General features: G+C 40.2%; 14 protein-coding genes. 7 read left to right on the forward strand and 7 right to left on the reverse strand.

What is annotated here, in order from left to right:
• Window positions 1-1,467: 1,467 nt before the first annotated feature.
• Entirely contained in the window at window positions 1,468-1,614 is a 147-nt protein-coding gene (locus tag OQ289_RS22150; RefSeq protein WP_443020430.1) for an IS3 family transposase, read from the forward strand.
• A gap of 34 nt (window positions 1,615-1,648) precedes the next feature.
• Here the strand turns inward: OQ289_RS22150 and OQ289_RS06790 are convergent, their stop codons facing one another.
• The 4 genes from OQ289_RS06790 to OQ289_RS06805 form a co-directional block, all read right to left on the reverse strand.
• Window positions 1,649-3,616 (reverse strand): tetratricopeptide repeat protein, encoded by a 1,968-nt coding sequence (locus tag OQ289_RS06790; protein ID WP_270089974.1) that lies wholly within the window; start codon window positions 3,614-3,616, stop codon window positions 1,649-1,651.
• Window positions 3,617-4,491: 875 nt separating this feature from the next.
• Entirely contained in the window at window positions 4,492-5,307 is an 816-nt protein-coding gene (locus tag OQ289_RS06795) for a hypothetical protein (protein WP_270089975.1), read from the reverse strand.
• A 211-nt stretch (window positions 5,308-5,518) separates the two neighbouring features.
• Window positions 5,519-6,544, reverse strand: coding sequence for a hypothetical protein (locus OQ289_RS06800; protein WP_270089976.1), 1,026 nt, complete (start codon window positions 6,542-6,544; stop codon window positions 5,519-5,521).
• Between the two features lie 106 nt (window positions 6,545-6,650).
• The gene (locus OQ289_RS06805) at window positions 6,651-6,941 is read right to left on the reverse strand and encodes a hypothetical protein (RefSeq protein WP_270089977.1); all 291 of its coding nucleotides are present in this window, start codon (window positions 6,939-6,941) and stop codon (window positions 6,651-6,653) included.
• Window positions 6,942-7,762: 821 nt separating this feature from the next.
• Between OQ289_RS06805 and OQ289_RS06810 the strand changes: the two genes are divergently transcribed.
• From OQ289_RS06810 to OQ289_RS06820, 3 genes are read left to right on the forward strand one after another with little or no spacing between them, the layout of a single operon-like run.
• Window positions 7,763-11,197: a SusC/RagA family TonB-linked outer membrane protein gene (locus tag OQ289_RS06810; protein WP_270089978.1), complete on the forward strand. Its 3,435-nt coding sequence runs from the start codon at window positions 7,763-7,765 to the stop codon at window positions 11,195-11,197.
• A gap of 25 nt (window positions 11,198-11,222) precedes the next feature.
• Complete coding sequence (locus tag OQ289_RS06815; RefSeq protein ID WP_270089979.1) at window positions 11,223-12,605, forward strand: RagB/SusD family nutrient uptake outer membrane protein; 1,383 nt, start codon at window positions 11,223-11,225, stop codon at window positions 12,603-12,605.
• Between the two features lie 13 nt (window positions 12,606-12,618).
• A complete protein-coding gene (locus OQ289_RS06820; RefSeq protein ID WP_270089980.1) occupies window positions 12,619-13,854 on the forward strand; it encodes a TlpA family protein disulfide reductase in 1,236 nt (411 codons plus the stop codon).
• A gap of 48 nt (window positions 13,855-13,902) precedes the next feature.
• Here the strand turns inward: OQ289_RS06820 and OQ289_RS06825 are convergent, their stop codons facing one another.
• The 3 genes from OQ289_RS06825 to OQ289_RS06835 form a co-directional block, all read right to left on the reverse strand.
• Window positions 13,903-14,121 (reverse strand): hypothetical protein, encoded by a 219-nt coding sequence (locus OQ289_RS06825; protein ID WP_270089981.1) that lies wholly within the window; start codon window positions 14,119-14,121, stop codon window positions 13,903-13,905.
• A gap of 339 nt (window positions 14,122-14,460) precedes the next feature.
• Window positions 14,461-14,982 carry a hypothetical protein gene (locus tag OQ289_RS06830; protein ID WP_270089982.1) on the reverse strand — a complete coding sequence of 174 codons (522 nt, stop codon included), beginning with the start codon at window positions 14,980-14,982 and terminating at the stop codon, window positions 14,461-14,463.
• Between the two features lie 2 nt (window positions 14,983-14,984).
• Complete coding sequence (locus tag OQ289_RS06835; RefSeq protein ID WP_270089983.1) at window positions 14,985-15,362, reverse strand: hypothetical protein; 378 nt, start codon at window positions 15,360-15,362, stop codon at window positions 14,985-14,987.
• A 258-nt stretch (window positions 15,363-15,620) separates the two neighbouring features.
• Between OQ289_RS06835 and OQ289_RS06840 the strand changes: the two genes are divergently transcribed.
• The 3 genes from OQ289_RS06840 to OQ289_RS06850 all read left to right on the forward strand — a co-directional run bounded on the left by OQ289_RS06840 (window position 15,621) and on the right by OQ289_RS06850 (window position 18,690).
• On the forward strand, window positions 15,621-16,607 hold the full coding sequence (locus OQ289_RS06840; protein ID WP_270089984.1) for a hypothetical protein: 987 nt from the start codon (window positions 15,621-15,623) through the stop codon (window positions 16,605-16,607).
• 204 nt (window positions 16,608-16,811) lie between these two features.
• Window positions 16,812-17,384: an RNA polymerase sigma factor gene (locus tag OQ289_RS06845; protein WP_270089985.1), complete on the forward strand. Its 573-nt coding sequence runs from the start codon at window positions 16,812-16,814 to the stop codon at window positions 17,382-17,384.
• A gap of 118 nt (window positions 17,385-17,502) precedes the next feature.
• Window positions 17,503-18,690: a FecR family protein gene (locus tag OQ289_RS06850; protein WP_270089986.1), complete on the forward strand. Its 1,188-nt coding sequence runs from the start codon at window positions 17,503-17,505 to the stop codon at window positions 18,688-18,690.
• The last annotated feature ends 13 nt before the right edge of the window (window positions 18,691-18,703 follow it).

The following is an 18,703-nucleotide window of genomic DNA, read 5'->3' on the forward strand; positions in this document are numbered from 1 at the left end:
AGGGGAGGGGGACAAATCGAGATAAAGGGGGGGACATTTTTTTTAGATGCCGATTTTAGTTTATATTACGGAACCCGTTATCCAATTGTTCTGGAGCAGAGAAATACGGTTATAAATGCTCCTAACCATTCTGGGCTGCGTGTTTTTAACCTATAAAATGCGTTAATTCTCCTATATATCTTTACCCAACTACACTAATTTTGTAATAATAAAATCACGCAAAACCGCGAGATATGATGTCAAACTCTTGTTGATTAACCTTATGGATTCATCTACTTTAAATATTTTTTATTCTAATCTTACAATGAAAAAATTATTCTTGCTATTTTTTATGTGGATCTCTACCTTAAATTCCTTTGATGCTCAGGGGCATGAGGTGTCATTTATAACCGGTATCATTCTGAAATAAATTCCAGTATTCATGTTATGAAAAATACCTATAAACTAACTTTATACATAGAAGAGGATACGACTGCAAAACTAGAATTTATTGTCACCATTGATTCGACATGTGTCAATCCCGAGATTTTTCTTGATAAATCCCAAGAAAAATACAATTCCAGATTTGTACAAAAAGTAGTTCCAAAGAAAGTCACCAGACGATCTGTGGATTGCGATTAAAGGTCGAATGTAGCCGGTGCAGGGATTTGAAAGCCCCTGCATCCCTATTCATTATTGACCGGTATCCCCAAGGGATACCGGTTTTTTTGTGTCCTTTTAAAAAATCATGACTGTAATGGAGTATAGATATAGGGGTTGGATCGACAACGGGATTACTACAGGCAGGAGATTTTCAATTAAGACTTTCTTATGGTCTAATTCAGTATTAGACTAGTCTTTGCATAGGGTTAATATAGCCTTTACATAGCCTTACCCTAGCCATTTGCTATGTAAAGGCTATACTAAAGCTAGTTTAAAAATAGCTTAAGGTAGAAGTTGTTGTTAATTAGATGTTAACTTGTGCCACATCACAAAAACAAAGCCTAGAAGCAATCTCAAACAGGTCATAAAAGTGGAGGCGAAGCGGGCGAGAAGACAATTTGGAAAATAGGTGTGAGCCTAGCTCAAGCTTGCAATCGTGGTTGAGTATAGTATATGCCTACCCAATTATATTAGTAAAGCGGAATCTCTGAAAGTATTTCTCATTAGACATCTTTCTGTATAAATTGGATAAGACAAATAAAGAAGAAGTGACAATATTCTGTATCCTGACTACTTGTTCTATGATGCGTAATATCGTTCGTTGTAATGAAATCCTTAATCCAAGGACACGTTATGAGATTATTCCAGAGTTTTTAAAAATTGAACCTTATATGCAACACCTTGCTTTTTTCAACTTGTATCATGCTCAAATTTTGCGCAATGAACAAATAGAAAAAAGTACTTTAATACTTGAACAGTTTATAGTTACCCCGTAGCAGTTATTATTTTAAGCCCAAGGGAGAATCTCTGTTCAACCTGCAGGTTATGAATGCCATAGACCATAAGTTCCTGGACTGCCCCTTCTACGGCGTAGAGCGCATGACGGACTATTTGAGGCAGGATCTGGGTTATTTCGTTGGGCAGAAGCGTGTTCGTAGGCTGTATAAGCTCATGAACCTGAAAACCAAATAGGGAAGTTTACCCTTTCAAATACACTACCTGAACTTTAATTAAAAGGGTGGTCACTTCTCATGCAAATTATATTAGAATTTAATTGAGTGATTCTATCTTTAAAGAGTTCAAAATTTGTTGCTTTTGGTCCAAAATAGATATTTCTCAAATAACACTCTTGAGCTTTTCTAAATGGTAAATATTCCAAGTACATACGACTAAAATCTTGTGTTGTTTTTATTTTTGGATTATCAATTAACGGTTCAACTTGGATAATTCTGCATTCTTGTTCTTCTTTAAAGTCATAATGTTTTACTAGATATCTTAAGTGAATTAGTAGTGAAGGAACAATTCGGATAATTTCATTTTTTTTATCTATATCCAGCTCATCATTATAGTATGTTTGGATTGTACTGTTAAGTATTTCAAGTAAATCCTCTACTTTATTTTTAGTGTTTTCTATCCGACTTAGGTATTTTTTTACCTTATCATCAACTATGTTTCTGTCTTCGTTAATACTTTCTCTATAAAATACACAAGGCTCCTTATGACCTATGGAAATAACGCGTCGAGAAATGGGATCCAAATAAATACATCTAAAAATCGATTGCTTTACATTATTGTCTATTTCTTTTGTGGGAGAAATTAATGAATTATTGATTGCAATATTTTCAGCGAAGTAGCTAAAAGATAATTCCAAACCTATTCCACTACCTTCAACATTTTCTTTTTTTCCATAAAGCCTAAATTGATTTAAACTGTCAGGATTAAAGGTGAAACTCCCGACGAATGCTTGATAGATGTTAGGTGAATACAAACCAGTAAATCCTAAAAAATTCAACAAAGGATATCCTTCTCTAGGGTCATTGGCAGTAGTTACTGTATTTAGTCTAAAAGAGGAATTATTAAAAATTAGTGTATTAGCCGTTTCTGTTGTTGTATAATGTGAAAATGAAAACTCTTCAATTTCAGAAGCATTAAGGAGTGCGATTATTTCTAATGAAATTTTATAGACATCATAATAGAAATTTTTATTTACTATTGAGTTACGCGTGGTTTCTAAAAAATATATATCCATTTTTATCATACCACTAATTATTTGATCAATATCTTCTTGTGATATAGATATATCACTATTTTTTAATTTTGATATTGCGTCCACCGTTGAAATACTCCCTCGACAGTAATAGTACCCCACATCTTCTAATTTCTCTTCAGTTTCATTTCCGGATTTTATCATAGAAAATAATAATTCTCCCTTATTTAGCCAAAACTGGGGGATGTCTTGTTCTAATTCGGTTGCTTTACATATATATTCCCATGCTTCTTTAATATTTAATTTTTCATTATGTAAAATTGCTAAGTTATTATATGCGTATGCATTTGTATTATCTAGCTTTACAGCTTTTTCTAAATTCTTTTGCGCAGAATAAAATTTTTTGTCCAATTGGAAAGCATGACCTAAGTTGCTGTAGTACATGCTGATATGTTTATTTAAAGAAATAAGTGCCTTGAAAATTTTTATTGCGTTTTTGTATTTATTTTTTTCAATTAATAAAAGACCTTGCGTATTTAAAGCGCTTTCATTTTTGCTGTTAATACTTAATGTTTTATCCACATACAGTTGGGCTTTCTTATAATCGTTAATTGAGTGATAATAATAGGCAAGTTGTGAATTGCTAATTTCAGTTAATTCTAACTGTTCCATTTTTTTAAAACATTCTTCTGCTAGTTGTTTATTTTTTGAAATTAAATAGTATATCCCTAGGAAACCCCAGCTTTCTGATTGATTATCGTCAATTTTTAATGATTCATCTAAACAAGATTTAGCTTCTATTGGTCGATTAAGCCTCAGCAAACAAGAGCTTTTGAAATTTAAAGCCTGCCAATTATCGGTGTTTGTTTTTAGCTCATGATCTAAAATACTTAGAGATTCTCCATATTTCCCAACTTTGAATAGATTTTCTGAATCCTCTCTCCATGAAGTTCTAGGCTTTTCGTTACTAGTATTGATTTGTTTCATACTTAAGTTAATGGATAATTCAATTGACTATTTATCTCTGTACTCGAGATAAATTAATTTTCATGAAAGACGTTAAAGCGATAGGCTTGCTAATAGTAAACGAAGAGATTATTTACTTTTTACTTCAGGCAACTACGCTAATACTTATATTACTTGAATATTCATGTTAATTTAGTAAATATAGTGACTTATTCTATCAGCTAGTGAATTAGCTTCTCGGACATAGACCAATTTGTCATCAGGATTTTAATCGTTTTGGCCGAATAGAAAATAAATACTAGGTTTCTTTAGTTCTGGTAGCTCTTTGGAATCCAAAAATAAATTTCGTGGTATTTTTATTGCTTGACCAGTCCAATTGGACATATAAGAAAATATTACACCCTCTGGATTTCCAGATGCTAGATAATTTGTTATGGTTATCCCTCTCTTATTCATTCACTAATTATAATATCGATTTTCAATAATAAAGCTAACGATTTGACTTATATAATTCAATTTTATTTGTCTTTTTTACAATCACGCATTGTAAATAAACAAAGTTAGGAATATCATGTTCTGCAAAATATGGGAAACCGTAATGTTGCCTAGTTTAGATATCTTGATTAGAAGAGGAATAAAGGATTGCCTGAGGATCATCTTTTATAAATTCAGAACGTTAATTAGTATCATGTTGTATTAAAGGTGTTTAAGGATTGTTTTTAGTATTCATCCTGCGGATGTATAATTGGTTAAACATAGCCTCTGCAGTTCGCAGGGGCTATATCGTTTATCTGTATGCTCTTTATGTCTATAACGGAGGATGACTATACCGAAATGTAACGATATGAGTGATAGTTGTACGAAGACAACGCAATATGCAACTAACTAAGCATATTTCAAATTGCTACTCTTTTGAAATCAAAATCTTGTTCTATCCCGAAGTCAATCGACAATCCTTTATAGATGAGATGGGCATATTCGAAAAGAGAATGAGTGATCGCATGGGCCTGATAAGGTGTAAGTTCAATCTTTTTGATCGAACCGTTTTCCGAAATCGTAAAATGCTGGTCAAATAAAGCTTTTCGATGCGCTTCTTTTATATAGCGTTCAAATTGTGGATTTGTAACTAATCTAGAATGTACTACCAGATTTCTGATATGAGCGATCAAATCAAACCAGTGGCTCATATTTTTGTTCCAAATGTTATTTGATTCGTGCTGTTTGAAGAAAGGAGAAACTTTTCTCAATGCTTTAATAAATCCTTTATTACCTGATCCTTGGATATAGTAGATTTCTTTTCTAACATCCGTAAAAGTATTATGTGTATTTGGTAGCCTCAATACTTGGCTTAGATTTGGATTCTGAACAATAAGTTCAGATAAGATGTTCTTAAGAAATGTTTCGAAGACTTCAAATATCTGAGTTATGGTAAGGCAGGAGGTATAACTTAACAATCTGGTCACTTCATCAGGCAAATTATCTGTAGATAGCGTATATCCCACGTTGGTGTTGTAAAGATTATCACCACCCTCTAATTGTGATAAATCCCTATAAGTGGTGATCATACCAATCAGTTCATAATTTGGGAAAGAAAAATTCTCCTGTAACTGTTGGCCTCTTGAGGATACTAAGTTGTCAAGAACCAGCAAGTTTGCATCCAGGCTTGTGCATTCAATAAAAAGGGATTCAATGTGTTTTTTTAGATAGTTCAATTTTTAAATATATTATTCTTTATCAAATCGTTTCATAAAATCTATCATGCTTAGTTTATATCCATCTAGCTTGTAGGATTCTTGAGTCAGACTACTTCATTACATACGATACAATCGCATCTCTCATGAATCTTCGTTAGCTAAACGAGGACGAGAGGGGTAATTAATCATTACTGAACAGCTTACAGGGATAATTTTATTGTCAAACTTGCTACTCATTTTCGTCCTCTTTTTTAGTGCCTCGTTTCAGCTTAATTACTGAGAGATTATTGGACTTTCTATACTTCCGGTCTTCTTTGCTTTCGATGAATGAGCAGTTCGTAAGGAATTCGACATGGGGTGAGTTTACGTCGACTTCTAACGTCAATGGGGACTTTTCATCGAGATCCATGACGTAATCAAGTAATCTAGTCGCCATATGCATTTCTCTAAAATCTGGATGGACTGCTATATTCACCAGCTCGCGTTCGTTAAGCTCAATAAATCCCAATACTCCACGTACAGCATGTGTAATTTTGTATCGATTATTTACTGCCGAGCCACTAACAAGGTCAACTTGTGGTGCCGGAAGTTCGGATACTTGATCCAAAGCCGAAATGTCAAATAGCTCTGAGTAGGTATACCTGGAGTTATCTGTATTTCGTTGGAGCAATGTCTCAATTCCGGTCTGTCGTCTACAGAGTTTTTTAATGGATACGGCTATATCCTGAGCTGTGAATGGTTTATCGAAGTACTCACGCAGATGGATAAGAACGAATAGGGAAGTCTTGGGGGTAAAAAAGAACCCCTCGCTGATCAGAAACTTTAAATAATCGGTTAGTAGTTTGTTCTCAACTTTCCGTTCACCGGTAACTACTTTCTTTTTCCATTCCAGATATTCAGGTTCTACAGCTATTTTTTGTTCGAGACCATCTTTACATTCCGTACGATCTTCATAGTTGACTGTAAAACGGTATATAGTCGTTTTTTTATTATGATTGGCTGCGCTGTTAAGCTTTACTTCTTCTTGTGATCCTACATAAGGAGGTGGCATGACATTCGTAAAAGAAGTTCGGAATATCGGGACAAAAAGCGTCCATAAATCTTGCTTGAATTTTTTCTTGTTCGTTGGGTCTAATATTTCGAAAAAATAACCATCTGCTTTCCCCAATAGAAATGAGACATCTTCGTCAGAAAGAGATGAGTCACTTAGAAGCTTGTACACATTACGCAAAACTTCGAAATCGGTCCGAAGCATGATAACAAGCGGACTTTTTACTCTCGTATTTTTCTTGACGTTCCCCAATTTAGATTAATAAAACCCTAAAATAAGCAATTTATCCCATTGGAGAGGATACAGGTTGCTATTTGGAGAAGTATTTGTCGTTTTGTAAGCTTAATTTGTTAGCTTTTTCTGCTACTTTTAATGCTTGTTCTATAATCAAAGAATTAGGTTTCCCATATTCATGGAGGTGCTTACTTGTATCGTCAGCGCTCATACCGTTAACAAAACAGTCTGCATTGATCATTTCGTTTATTACTAAAGTACAATCATCAATATTAGACAAACTAATAATCTCCTTGACAAATCTACTGCCGTCACTTTCCAGTAGTTCTTCATCAGGAGGATAAAAGTCTCTAACATTGCAATTCAAAGCGTTAGCTATTAGTATCAATGTGTGATGTGGATACTGGGTTTTGTAGACTGTACTCTCGTGTCGCGATATCACATATTCATCTTGATTATTAGTTATGTCTAACGACAATTGCCTTGCTGAAATGCCATGAATAAGTCTAGTTAACTTGACACTATTGATTACGTAGATTGCAGAATATGATAATTTAACCATAACTGCAAAAAGGAGGATTTTGTACAAGAATATATCTGATAGAAAATTATGAATTTTGTATTATATGTGTTATGTTTGTATTGTATTTAGCAGATTAACTAATTGTTTTTCTGTTAATAAATAGGCGAATGACGCTGTATCTTGTCCAGAGAACCTAGGAAATTTTCAGGAAAAGCAAGATCGGGAGTCAAAGCCCCATTCTCTTATCTTTGTGAGTAGAGATGGGTGCTTACTCTTGTTCTCTTTTCCAGGCTTCCTAGGGCCTTCTGAAGGAATGAGGTAAGTCCCATCTCTTTTCAAGAGAGGATCTCATCCTATACATAAATACATTGTTCATAAGCCATGACCAAAATGAACAATGAGAAAAAAACAAACAAAAAGAAAGATTATTAAACCTCCTTAATACCCAAGGAACGGAAGTCATTGTTAATGACTTAAATCGAAGTATTTGCCAGTTATAAACCGACAAAGCCCAATTGTAAAGAGCAAAGGTATCTACTCGATTTTATTCAGTTAATTTTTTATTTAAATCAGTGTGGCCTGATCGAGGATTAGGTGCGTGTAGGTTATTGATAGAAGAAGCGCTTTGACCCGCCCTCACTAGGTCACACTTAATGAACCTTAGAATGATGAATTTTAATAGGGGTGGGAGCGGACTGTCCGATCAGGAATACCGCGAAGCCCTCTTTGATCCAATTATTAAAGCCTTCCATCTGTATTTCCGTATTAAGCTTATGGTATATATCGTATTGCTGATGGCCCTTGCCATGGTCTCGAACGGTTTCAATTTTTTAGCTAAGGTACTGAAGGGTATACAGGCCATCCTGACATTGGCCTGTATAGTTTCTATGTTCAATGTTTCGGCCCAGGAGCTGTCCGGCAACCAAGGGGCAGCGACTGGGCACGTCCAGCAGCCGAGAGTCGTACTCCGCGGTGAAGTACGCTCGGCTGTCGATGGGCGCCCCATTGAAGGGGTATCCATCCGAATCGGGAAACACCACAGTAGCAGCGATAAAGAAGGGAGGTTTACCATAGCCTTACCACAGCGACAGGGGGGCTTGGAAGTACGGCATCTGGGCTATCAGGCCCAAAAAGTAGGCTATGGCCCTACATCTTCCTATATCACGATCCGCCTGATACCTGCCGAGAATACCATCCAAGAGGTAGAAGTGGTCTCTACCGGATACCAAAAGATACCTAAAGAAAGAGCTACGGGGAGCTTTGAATTCATCGGGACAGATCAGTTGAGCAGAAGTTTGGGCAAGGACCTGCTCTCCAGGTTGGATGGGATTTCTTCGGGTATCCGGTTTGATAAGCGGCTTTCCTTTCTGAAAGAAAGTGCCGTTGATCAGATAACCATCCGGGGCCTGAGTACCCTAAGGGGCGACTTCCGGCCCTTGGTGGTCTTGGACAACTACCCCTTTGAAGGCGATCTTAACAGCATCAATCCGAACGACGTAGAGAGTGTAACCATCTTAAAGGACGCGGCGGCGGCATCTATCTGGGGGACCAAAGCCGCCAGCGGTGTCATCGTGATAACGACCAAGGCGGGACGGTTCGACCAGCAGCGACAGCTTACGGTAAATATGAATACGCGCATCGGGAGCAAGCCCGACCTGTACTATCTCAATGAAATGAGCAGCGATCAATTCATCGATATGGAGACCATGCTGTTCGATAAAGGATATTACAATTATTCCATCAGCAATCCCACTACCACCCTCTCCCCGGTAGTAGAGCTGTTGGACCGTGCACAAAAAGGAGAGATTTCCCGAGAAGTAGCGTTGGCGAGGATCGATATCCTAAGAGGACAAGATGTAAGAAAGGACTATCTAAAGTATGTCTATCGCCCATCCGTCCATCAGCAGTATTTCGGGAATATTTCGGGAGGCGAGCGGAATTCGAATTATTCGTTGTCCATGGGGTATGACAGGAACCTGAACGAACTCGTCACCTCCCGGTACAATAGGCTCACCACGAAGAGTGCCGTTAGCTTCCGTCCTTTTGAACGGCTGGAAATCACGGCCAATGTACACTTGGCCAGGGGGAACAATATCAACAGTGGCCAACCGATAGGCTACGGCTCTCTTTATTCGGGAGGAGGCAAGAAACATTATCCATACCTACGATTGGTGGACGATCAGGGTGTCCCGGTGGACGTAGGGACGGTCACCTACAGGAAGGCATTTACGGATACGATCGCCTCGGGCAGATTGTTGGACTGGAATTATAATCCCTTGGGAGAAATGGACGATAGCGAGTTGAAGACAACGGTCAATTCCATCAACTTCATGTTCCAGGCCAAGTACAGGGTGCTAGAGGGAGTACATGTCGAAGGGGCCTATCAACAAGAACGTGAGTTCGGTATCACGGAAAATTGGCATGGTATCGGTGCCTATTCGACCCGCAACCTTATTAACCTGTATTCGGATTGGGACGATACCAAAGTGGTCCGCAATATACCCATCGGCGATATGCTTACACGTACCGTGGCAGAAAAGGATGCGAGGACATTCAGGGGGATGTTGCACATAGACCGATCGGTCCGGGAGGGGACCCACCGGTTCAATGCCATCATCGGTGCCGAGAATAGGGAACTTCTATCCAAAAGTGCATCGTCCATGTTGTACGGATACGATAGGGAAAACCTCAGCTTTCAAAACGTTGACCATAAGACCATATTCCCCTTGGTAAAGGGACGGTTGGGGGCGCAGCAGATCCCTTCGTCCATTACACTGGTCAATCACCTGAACCGCTTCGTGTCGGTATTTGCCAATGGCTCCTACACATATGATGACCGGATAGTCCTATCGGCAAGCTTCAGGAAAGACGCCTCGAATATCTTTGGGGCGACGAGCAATAAGCGGTGGCAACCGCTGTGGTCATCGGGTATCGCGTGGAACGTTAGCAAAGAGAGGTACTACGGGCTGTCCTTCCTTCCTCACCTGAAGATAAGATTGACGTACGGCTACAACGGCAAGGTCAACAGCGATGTACCCGCAGTGGCCACGATCTACCATCAAGGAAACGATTATGTAACTGGGCTCCCTTATGCGGTCATGAACAATCCGCCCAATCCCAATTTTAGATGGGAACGCGTGGGTATCTTCAATGCTGCGGTCGATTTTGCAACGGCCGATAATAGGATAGGTGGTTCGATAGATTTTTTTAGGAAAAGAGGTGTCGATATCATCAGTGAAGCGCCCTTGGATCCCACTACGGGATTCGATTTTATCTCGATGAATACCGCGAGCATGCTCGGAAAGGGCATCGATGTACAGATCAACACCCTTAATATCAAAAAAAGTGGATTCACCTGGGGGAGTACGCTCTTGTTCAATTACAACCGCAATATCGTAACGAAATACGATTATCAGCACAGTAGCGCATATACCTACACACAGGCCGTGAAGACCATCAACCCGGTAGAGGGTAAAGACCTGTATGCATTGTATGCCTACCGCTTTGCCGGTCTCGATCCGGAAAATGGCGATCCGGTCGGGTTTTTGGATAACGAGAAGAGCACGGATTATTACGGCATCCTCTTCGGTAATATGGATGCCATCAAATATATCGGACCTACGGTGCCCATATATGCTGGTTCGCTCCAAAATAGCTTTACCTACAAAGGGATTAACGTTTCTTTTCTTGTCAAGTACAACTTTGGGAGCTATATGCATATCCCCAGTATGGAATACAATTCTTTTGGGAGCTATTGGGTCGGAAATGCAGATTATGGAAGGAGGTGGCAACAGCCTGGGGACGAACACATCACAGATGTACCTTCTTTTTCCTATCCGCTGGACTATGCCCGGGATGAATTTTACACGCGTTCGGAGGCACTGGTATATCGTGCCGATCAGATCAGGATAAAGGATCTGAATATAAACTATTCACCAAAGATCAAAAGTGGTACTATCAAAAATATAAGAATCTATGGCAACATAGATAACCTCGGGATAATCCTATGGCGAAAGAACAAAAAAGGGATCGACCCTGAAGTAGAGGAAAACATACCCTTTCCCCGGATTTATTCTTTTGGGATATCTACAACCTTCTAACACATTATTTTATAAAACTCATAATATGAAAACTTTTAGGTACAGCGCGAGTAGGCATTCGCACTATTGGTTGGTCATTTATTGTCTTTCGATTTTTTCGTCATGCTCGGATTATCTGGATACCAAGCCAAGTGCCCAGATGAGAGTGCCAAAGACATTGACGGATTGTAGGGCGCTGCTCGATGATTATAATACGATGAACCAGTCCTACCCCACAATGGGGGAAATCGGTTCGGACAATTTTTATCTGGAACATGAATATTGGCAGGCCTTGGCCACACTGGAAGAAAGAGGTGCGTATATATGGCAAAAAAATCAATACAGTTCCGTATTCGAATGGGCAGGACCCTATAAGGTCATCTACAATGCAAATCAGGTGTTACGGACATTAAAGGGTATAGACCCCAAAGTAGCCGTTGCCGAGTATAACGAGGTCGAAGGTGCCGCGCATTTTTTTAGGGCATATGCCTATTCACAGTTGGCACAGCTATATACGACTCCCTATGATGCCAATACCGCCGATGAGCAATCGGGCCTACCGCTAAAAATGGACCCCGATCTGGACGAACCTATCGAACGGTCGACATTGGCGGAGACATACGACAGGATACTGTCGGACTACAGGAGCGCAGCTCGGTTGCTGCCCACCAGTACCGATATGGTCACCCGGCCGAGCAAAGTAGCGGCCTGGGCTGCATTGTCCCGTATCCATATGGCCATGGGTAGCTATGACGAAGCTAAACTATATGCAGACTCGGTACTGATGCAGGGATACGACCTAATGAAGTATACCACATTGGACAAGAGTAGCCTGACACCATTTGCGAGGTTCAATGATGAGGTCATATTTCATTCGATATGTATGGGGGCGAGCGCATTCCAGCAAGGCTCTTGTAAGATAGACAGCACCCTCTATCGCTCATATGCAAATGGCGATCTGCGGAAAGAATTGTTTTTTATGGACAACGGCGACGGTAGCTATTCTTTTAAAGGGAACTATGATGGGCTGTTCAACCAAGCACCGTTCAATGGTCTGGCAGTGGATGAGATACTTTTGAACAGGGCAGAATGCTACGCTCGGGAAAAGGATATCGATGCAGCCCGGCAAGATATAAATGCACTATTGTCCTCGAGATGGGAAAATGGAGACCTTGGCCCCATATCTACAACGGATAGTGAAGTACTACTGGGGATTATATTGGATGAGAGGCGCAAGCAGCTTGTTTTTAGGAATATAAGATGGAGCGATCTCAGGAGGCTCAATATGGAAACAAGTAGACAGACAACCCTGCAGCGAAAAATGGCGGGGATTACATATGAATTGAAACCCAATGACAAACGGTATACTTTGTTGATACCCCATAAAGTGGTACAGATGTCGGGGATTGAACAGAACGAACATGATTAACGGATATTTAAATATGAAGAAGTTGGCTATTGTTATGGTAACATTGCTCATCGGTCATTTTGGCCATGGACAGTCCAGTATTGGACAGTCCCAAAGAAATGTCGAAGTCGGTGATCTAGTGCCGGATTTGGAGTTGGGAGACTTTATGGTCGACTCGAAGCCCCTTTCGTCCCTTGGTGATTATGGGGATAGGTTGTTGATCCTGGATTTCATGGCCACATCCTGCAGCAATTGTATCGAAGCACTACCAAAGATGGATCGGTTGCAGGCCAAGTACGGTCCTGCGATACAGATACTTCCTGTCACCTATGAAAAAAAAGATAGGGTAGCGCGCTTCTTTAAAGCGAACGATTTATTGAATGACCTCAGGCTTCCTGTAATCGTCGGAGATACGGTATTGACCAAGTATTTTAAACATCGTTATATATCCCATGTCGTATGGATAGATAAAGGAAGGGTCATTGCAATGACAGGGTCGGATTATGTGGACGATCATCAGATAGCAAGGGCATTGGAAGGAAAGGGGCTGGATCTGCCTGTCAAGAATGATTTTGTTGCATTTGACTACTCCAAAAAATTGATCGATATAGATGACATTGTCCCGGTGGGCTCGTCTACCTTAGTGCGGTACCTGGCAGGTGCAAATTTAAAATACGGAGAAGACCGGGATTCACTTAAGAATAGGGTTAGGGATTATATGGTCAATGTCCCTGTCATACAGGCTTATCTCTACGCGCTGGGGCAGGATCAAACACTGCCCTATATGAAAAATAACCGTATCGTGTTGGAAGGGCTGGATAGGGAGAAGTACATATTCCGCAAAGAAATGGGGTACCAGGAAGAATGGGACCGTATGAATTGTATCGGTTTTGAATTGATCTCGGACATTGGGCAGTCCAAAAGGTCCCGCATGAAGAAGATCGTTTCACAATTGGACTGTATGCTGGGGTTGGATGGTAGGGTAGAAAAAAGAGAGATAGATTGTTGGGTGGTCAGCAAGTTGGATGGTGGCTCGGATATTCAAGACGATCCAGCTCGGCGAAGCTTTAGTGATTTTATCTTTTTTATAGATCTGAACGCCGATTTTCCGCCTATCATCGACGAGTCGGGTTATACCGGCGAGGTGGTCGTGTATCCATATAAGGATTTTGATTCACTTAAAGTGATGTTGAATAAAAATGGATTGGATATAACGAAGGAAAGACGTGTAACCGAGGTCTTTGTCCTGACCGCTGTGGGAGAGGGGTAAGGTAGGAAGGCCACCGACTTGCGCCAGTGGCCTTCCTTGTTGCGAATGCTACGCTTTTAATATTACATTAGCTGTATTGGCATGTGTATTCAGGGCCTGCAGCATTTCGTTGCGCAATGCCTCTGTGATTACTGGAACAGTGCCACTGGCTGTAGCATTAATCGTACATATTTGGCTATTACCTGCACACGGGGTGGAAGGTGGTCCCGGTAAATAGCTCGACGGTAGACCCGGTTTGGTAGGGTCGTTCAAATGAAATATTGCCATTTTTCTATATTTTAACTTTTGTATAATTGGTGTTTTATAAAATCAATGATCGCGATGCCTTAGCAAAATGATCGCTGTGCCGACGACTCTCGCCGATACAGTTGTCGCTACTTGGTTACAAGTTGACGTCTTTCTAGATCAGTACCCGCCTCCCGGGAAAAACGCTGAATTTTCTTTTACACTGTGTTACTTTCATTCCGGGTCCTCCAATTATTAGATATCGCTTTTTAGCCTTTTTTTCGTCAATACTAAGTTAGGCAGGGAAGAGTGTACGTGCAGTTTGGATTTTGAAAGAAAAAACGTGTAAAATTGAAACTTTTGACTTACAATTTTGCAAGTCTATAGTCTGCTGTAGTATGTGGGGAGGATGTGCAGGTAAGAGCAGATATATTTAAGCGGGATCAAATGCGCATATCCTTTAAAATGTTTTAAAAATGTCCCTTTTCGTTCTGCTGCGCTCAGGAGTAACAATTCTTCACGTAGTAATCGCTGTCTATACCAGTACATATACAATCGGTCATAGGCAGGGATCAAATGTGGAAAATCGGACATCAATTGATATTGTTCCTGTACATCCAGGACGAATATTTCACTGTCCTGGAGTGCAACGATAGACTCATGCCAGCTATCTTCTGGGTAGATAATAAAATCCTCACCTTTCATAAAGTGCTGTACATGGCCAGTATCATCGTTGATTCGCATAAATAGACCCTGATTGACAAATATTAGGTTTAGGGGAGAACTCTTGATAATCCGATCTTTGCGTACGGTCTGTTGTTTAAGGATAGAGCCTAGTCGCTCTTCTAGGTCCGGCGAGATAGCGATATATGGGTGAAGGTGAGGTAATAGCTGAGCATTCATGGTTACCGATAGTGAATCAAAATCTGTAAGGTCCTAGTCTTTTGGATAGCAGCTGTGCCAAACGATAGACGCTGTAAAGTGGCATAAGACATCAAGATGTCTTTGTCCTTTTTGCCATCTGCAGGATCTTCTTTGGCAAATGTAATCGTATTGCCAATGTTCATTTCATAGGCAATGGCACTAGTCAATTCTTCAACAAAAGGAGCGGGTATCGCATCTATTTGTTGCTGTTGGGTGGCGGTGAGGATAAAGTGGTCATTCATCCAAACAGCAAAATTGTTTTGAAGTTCTTGCATGCTAGTCGCACGTTCAACAACCGACAACGATAGCTGGTCAGCTTGTACAATTGCTACTCCAGTTGCATTAAAAATTTGTTTCATAATTATTCGTTTTTATTTGTGTTCTACAAAGAAAGGGAATGAGGAGGGGGCGGTAACAACTCAGGAGGTTGAATTTTAACTGTTTTCTGTAAAATGTGGATAACTCGGCAATTTAAAAAGTGATGGAAGTCACTTTTTTTTGTGACATAAAAATTTGTTTTGTTTTTAAAATATTGTTTTATAATTTACATGCTGCTTCTAGCCAAGCCTTAGTCGGATTTCAAAATGTGCCGAATTATATTATGTTTAAACCTTGTTATGAAGAGTATATTTTTCAAGTATTTAATCTATGTCCTCCCTATGGCGTATCTACTCACGACCAACAGGAAATTTTACCTCTTTGGTACTTTTGCTCACAATGGTAAATTTTGGGCACTCTTTGCGATTACTGTTTTTTTGACAACGGGGTATATATTCTATATCGAGTTTGTCTATTGCTTTCTCACCTTGATTGGCATTGGAAGACAATCCAAATGGAGCCGGCCTAAAAAACGATTGTATTACATGTTGACAGCTATCCTCCCTATCTTTATTTTTAATGTGGCTTTACTGGCCTTTGCCTTCTTATTGAAAAACAAAAATCTCTTCAGCAGTAATTATTGGACAGGTGGGGTTTTCTTTTTTCTGGGGTGCTTCATATCCTATGCACTTTGGGTTTGGCATAGACCCGATCAGGCCCTTTTATTTGGACATATGGAGCGCTGGGTGGCTTCTCTTATGGAACGGATAAAAATTGAAGCTTCGTTGAAGAACGAAAGTGAAGCTGAATCAGAAATTCCAAAGGTGACTGATTGCAAAATTAATGTAGCCGATGGCACGATCAAGGAAACAATCCTATTGGATATCTTGCTCATCAAATCTTGTAAATCCATCACCACCTTATATCTCAGGTCGGGCGAAATATTGTATACCAAGCAGAAGATAAAGGACCTATTGCCTACAGCTGCACAACAATGGTTTGGGGAGTATCAAAAAGGGCATAGAGCCAATTTGGCGCATATCGTCGCGATAAAAGAGTATCCTGCGCAACTGCGATGGGCAAAGACACTCTACGATCGCTTTGTGGCAAGTTGCTCCTTGAATCGATTCCAAATCGATAACCTGTTGGTCATCAGCCCACCCTATTTGACCAATATTACCGAAGACTTGTTGGACTCCCAGAATTGGCGCGGGAGTATATTGAGCCAAAGAATAGAAGTTGCAAACGATGAGGGGCTACTCGATACAAACGATACGCCCGATTGACAATATAGCTATACACCCATATAGCCAAAAGCCATAATAAGTACAAGAATAGGAAAGTAAATAATTGCTTAACATTTTTTACATCATTTTTTAATTTTGCATTGATGGCAAAACATTTTTATCTTGACCTCGGATAAACTGTACCTGGGGGTCGAATCCCTTACCTAAACAAAACTAGTGCGCGATAATTTTAATCATTGAGGAATGGGATCGAATTTAATAGAGGGATTTGCCAATGGGAACGAGGGTGCCCTAACGGACATATTCTATCGACTGAACCCTACTTTAATTCACTTTGCAATCAAATACCTCAAGGACGAAGATGCTGCTGAAGAGATTGTATCCGATTCGTTTGTCAAAGCCTGGGGCCTTCGTACCCAATTTACGACACTCGAGAATCTAAGAGCCTTTTTGTATGTAACCACCAAAAATGCCTGCCTCAATCAGCTTCGAAAAGTCGTACACGAACGCATGACGGACGATTTTCAAGAATACGAAGCCTTGATCCTACAAGATCAAGACACGCTAACCAAGATCATCCGTACCGAGCTGGTCCAACAATTATATGAGGAGGTCGAAAATCTTCCCCCTCTACAGAAAGAGATATTCAAATTCTCTTTTTTTGAAGAGCTGGACCCCCAAGAAATATCAGTCTTTCTCCAAATCCCCATATCATCTGTGTACATGAATAAATCACGCGCTATCAAAGCACTTAAGAATAAGCTTTCACTGGATCATACGACTTGGGGACTACTGATGCTTCTCCTATTTAAATAAAAATTAGTCTCATTCCGCTGATTATCATTTGCTTTTGTTTTTTATTTAGAAAAATAATAAAAGGGAGGATAGATTGTGTGTGGAAATGTGTTATACTCCTAAACCGAGCCCAACACCCATGAACAAAATAGATAATATCGTAAGCCTGATCCGCAAGCATCTTTCAATGAAAAAGGGTGAAACCCTTATAGACAGATCAGAGGTGCTCACGCAACATCCGGATCTGGAGAAGATAGTGGATCGGTTGGACGATCGGCAAAAGCTACTTGCAGAATACGCAACTTATCATCGTATCCGGATGGGGAGCCAAGATAGGCAACAACAGATGTTGCAAGATATTTTGACGAGAGCACGCCGTGAAGACGATCGCTATAGACGGAGGGTGCGCAGGCTCACAGTGTTAAAGGTATCTGGAGTAGCGGCATCTATCTGTATATGCTTGGGGATGCTCTACTGGCAAATGGGGATGCATGTAGACCCAATAGATAATAGGCACGCGATATCCGAATTTGCTGAAATAAAACCAGGGCATAATAGCGCCAACCTCAAAATCCAAGGGATGCAGCGAAGCATCGAATTGAAGTCCAGCGAAGCAGGGATCGTGATCGATCAGCATATTCAATATGCCGATGGTGGTGGACTGATACAGGTGGACGAAAAAATAGCAGCAAATCCCATCATGGAACTCACTACCCCCAAAGGCGGTGAATACCAGATTACCTTATCAGATGGCACCCAGGTCACGCTGAATGCGGATAGCAAGCTGATCTACCCCCGTTCCTTTCGAGCAGACCAAAGGGTAGTCGAATTAACAGGCGAAGCCTATTTTGAAGTCGCAAAGCGAAAAGGAGCCCCTTTTATTGTAAAGACGCTGCAACAGGATGTCCAGGTATTGGGCACTCATTTCAATGTCAATGCCTATGCGGATGAGGCCCGTTCATATGTGTCCCTGATTGAAGGGAGTGTTAAAGTAAGCAAGGCTAATTTAACTAAACTATTGATTCCTGGGCAGCAAACGATGGTTGATAAAGGCAATATGAGCGTACAGAAGATGAATGTCGATGAGGTACTGGCATGGAAAAGAGGAGAATTTATGTTCAATAATGAAAATATGGAAAGCGTGATGTTGAAATTGTCACGTTGGTACAATATCGAGATCATCGTATCACCGGATTTGAAAGAACTGTCCATATGGGGGTCGGTATCCCGATATGATTCGTTTGACAAAGTATTGGATATCATTAAGATTATAAACGATAAGATTAAATTCAGAAAAGAAGGAAGGAGGGTGTACATTATGAAATAAGACTTTTTCACTG

Source organism: Sphingobacterium sp. SYP-B4668 (assembly GCF_027627455.1).
Taxonomy (GTDB): domain Bacteria; phylum Bacteroidota; class Bacteroidia; order Sphingobacteriales; family Sphingobacteriaceae; genus Sphingobacterium.

What these genes read in the sequence shown, in the direction of transcription:
- OQ289_RS06850 (WP_270089986.1), top strand. Translation starts at nt 17,503, where the DNA reads ATGAACAAAATAGATAATATCGTAAGCCTGATCCGCAAGCATCTTTCA.
- OQ289_RS06815 (WP_270089979.1), top strand. Translation starts at nt 11,223, where the DNA reads ATGAAAACTTTTAGGTACAGCGCGAGTAGGCATTCGCACTATTGGTTG.
- OQ289_RS06810 (WP_270089978.1), top strand. Translation starts at nt 7,763, where the DNA reads ATGATGAATTTTAATAGGGGTGGGAGCGGACTGTCCGATCAGGAATAC.
- OQ289_RS06840 (WP_270089984.1), top strand. Translation starts at nt 15,621, where the DNA reads ATGAAGAGTATATTTTTCAAGTATTTAATCTATGTCCTCCCTATGGCG.
- OQ289_RS06825 (WP_270089981.1), bottom strand. Translation starts at nt 14,121, where the DNA reads ATGGCAATATTTCATTTGAACGACCCTACCAAACCGGGTCTACCGTCG.
- OQ289_RS06845 (WP_270089985.1), top strand. Translation starts at nt 16,812, where the DNA reads ATGGGATCGAATTTAATAGAGGGATTTGCCAATGGGAACGAGGGTGCC.
- OQ289_RS06800 (WP_270089976.1), bottom strand. Translation starts at nt 6,544, where the DNA reads ATGCTTCGGACCGATTTCGAAGTTTTGCGTAATGTGTACAAGCTTCTA.
- OQ289_RS06790 (WP_270089974.1), bottom strand. Translation starts at nt 3,616, where the DNA reads ATGAAACAAATCAATACTAGTAACGAAAAGCCTAGAACTTCATGGAGA.
- OQ289_RS06830 (WP_270089982.1), bottom strand. Translation starts at nt 14,982, where the DNA reads ATGAATGCTCAGCTATTACCTCACCTTCACCCATATATCGCTATCTCG.
- OQ289_RS22150 (WP_443020430.1), top strand. Translation starts at nt 1,468, where the DNA reads ATGAATGCCATAGACCATAAGTTCCTGGACTGCCCCTTCTACGGCGTA.
- OQ289_RS06820 (WP_270089980.1), top strand. Translation starts at nt 12,619, where the DNA reads ATGAAGAAGTTGGCTATTGTTATGGTAACATTGCTCATCGGTCATTTT.
- OQ289_RS06835 (WP_270089983.1), bottom strand. Translation starts at nt 15,362, where the DNA reads ATGAAACAAATTTTTAATGCAACTGGAGTAGCAATTGTACAAGCTGAC.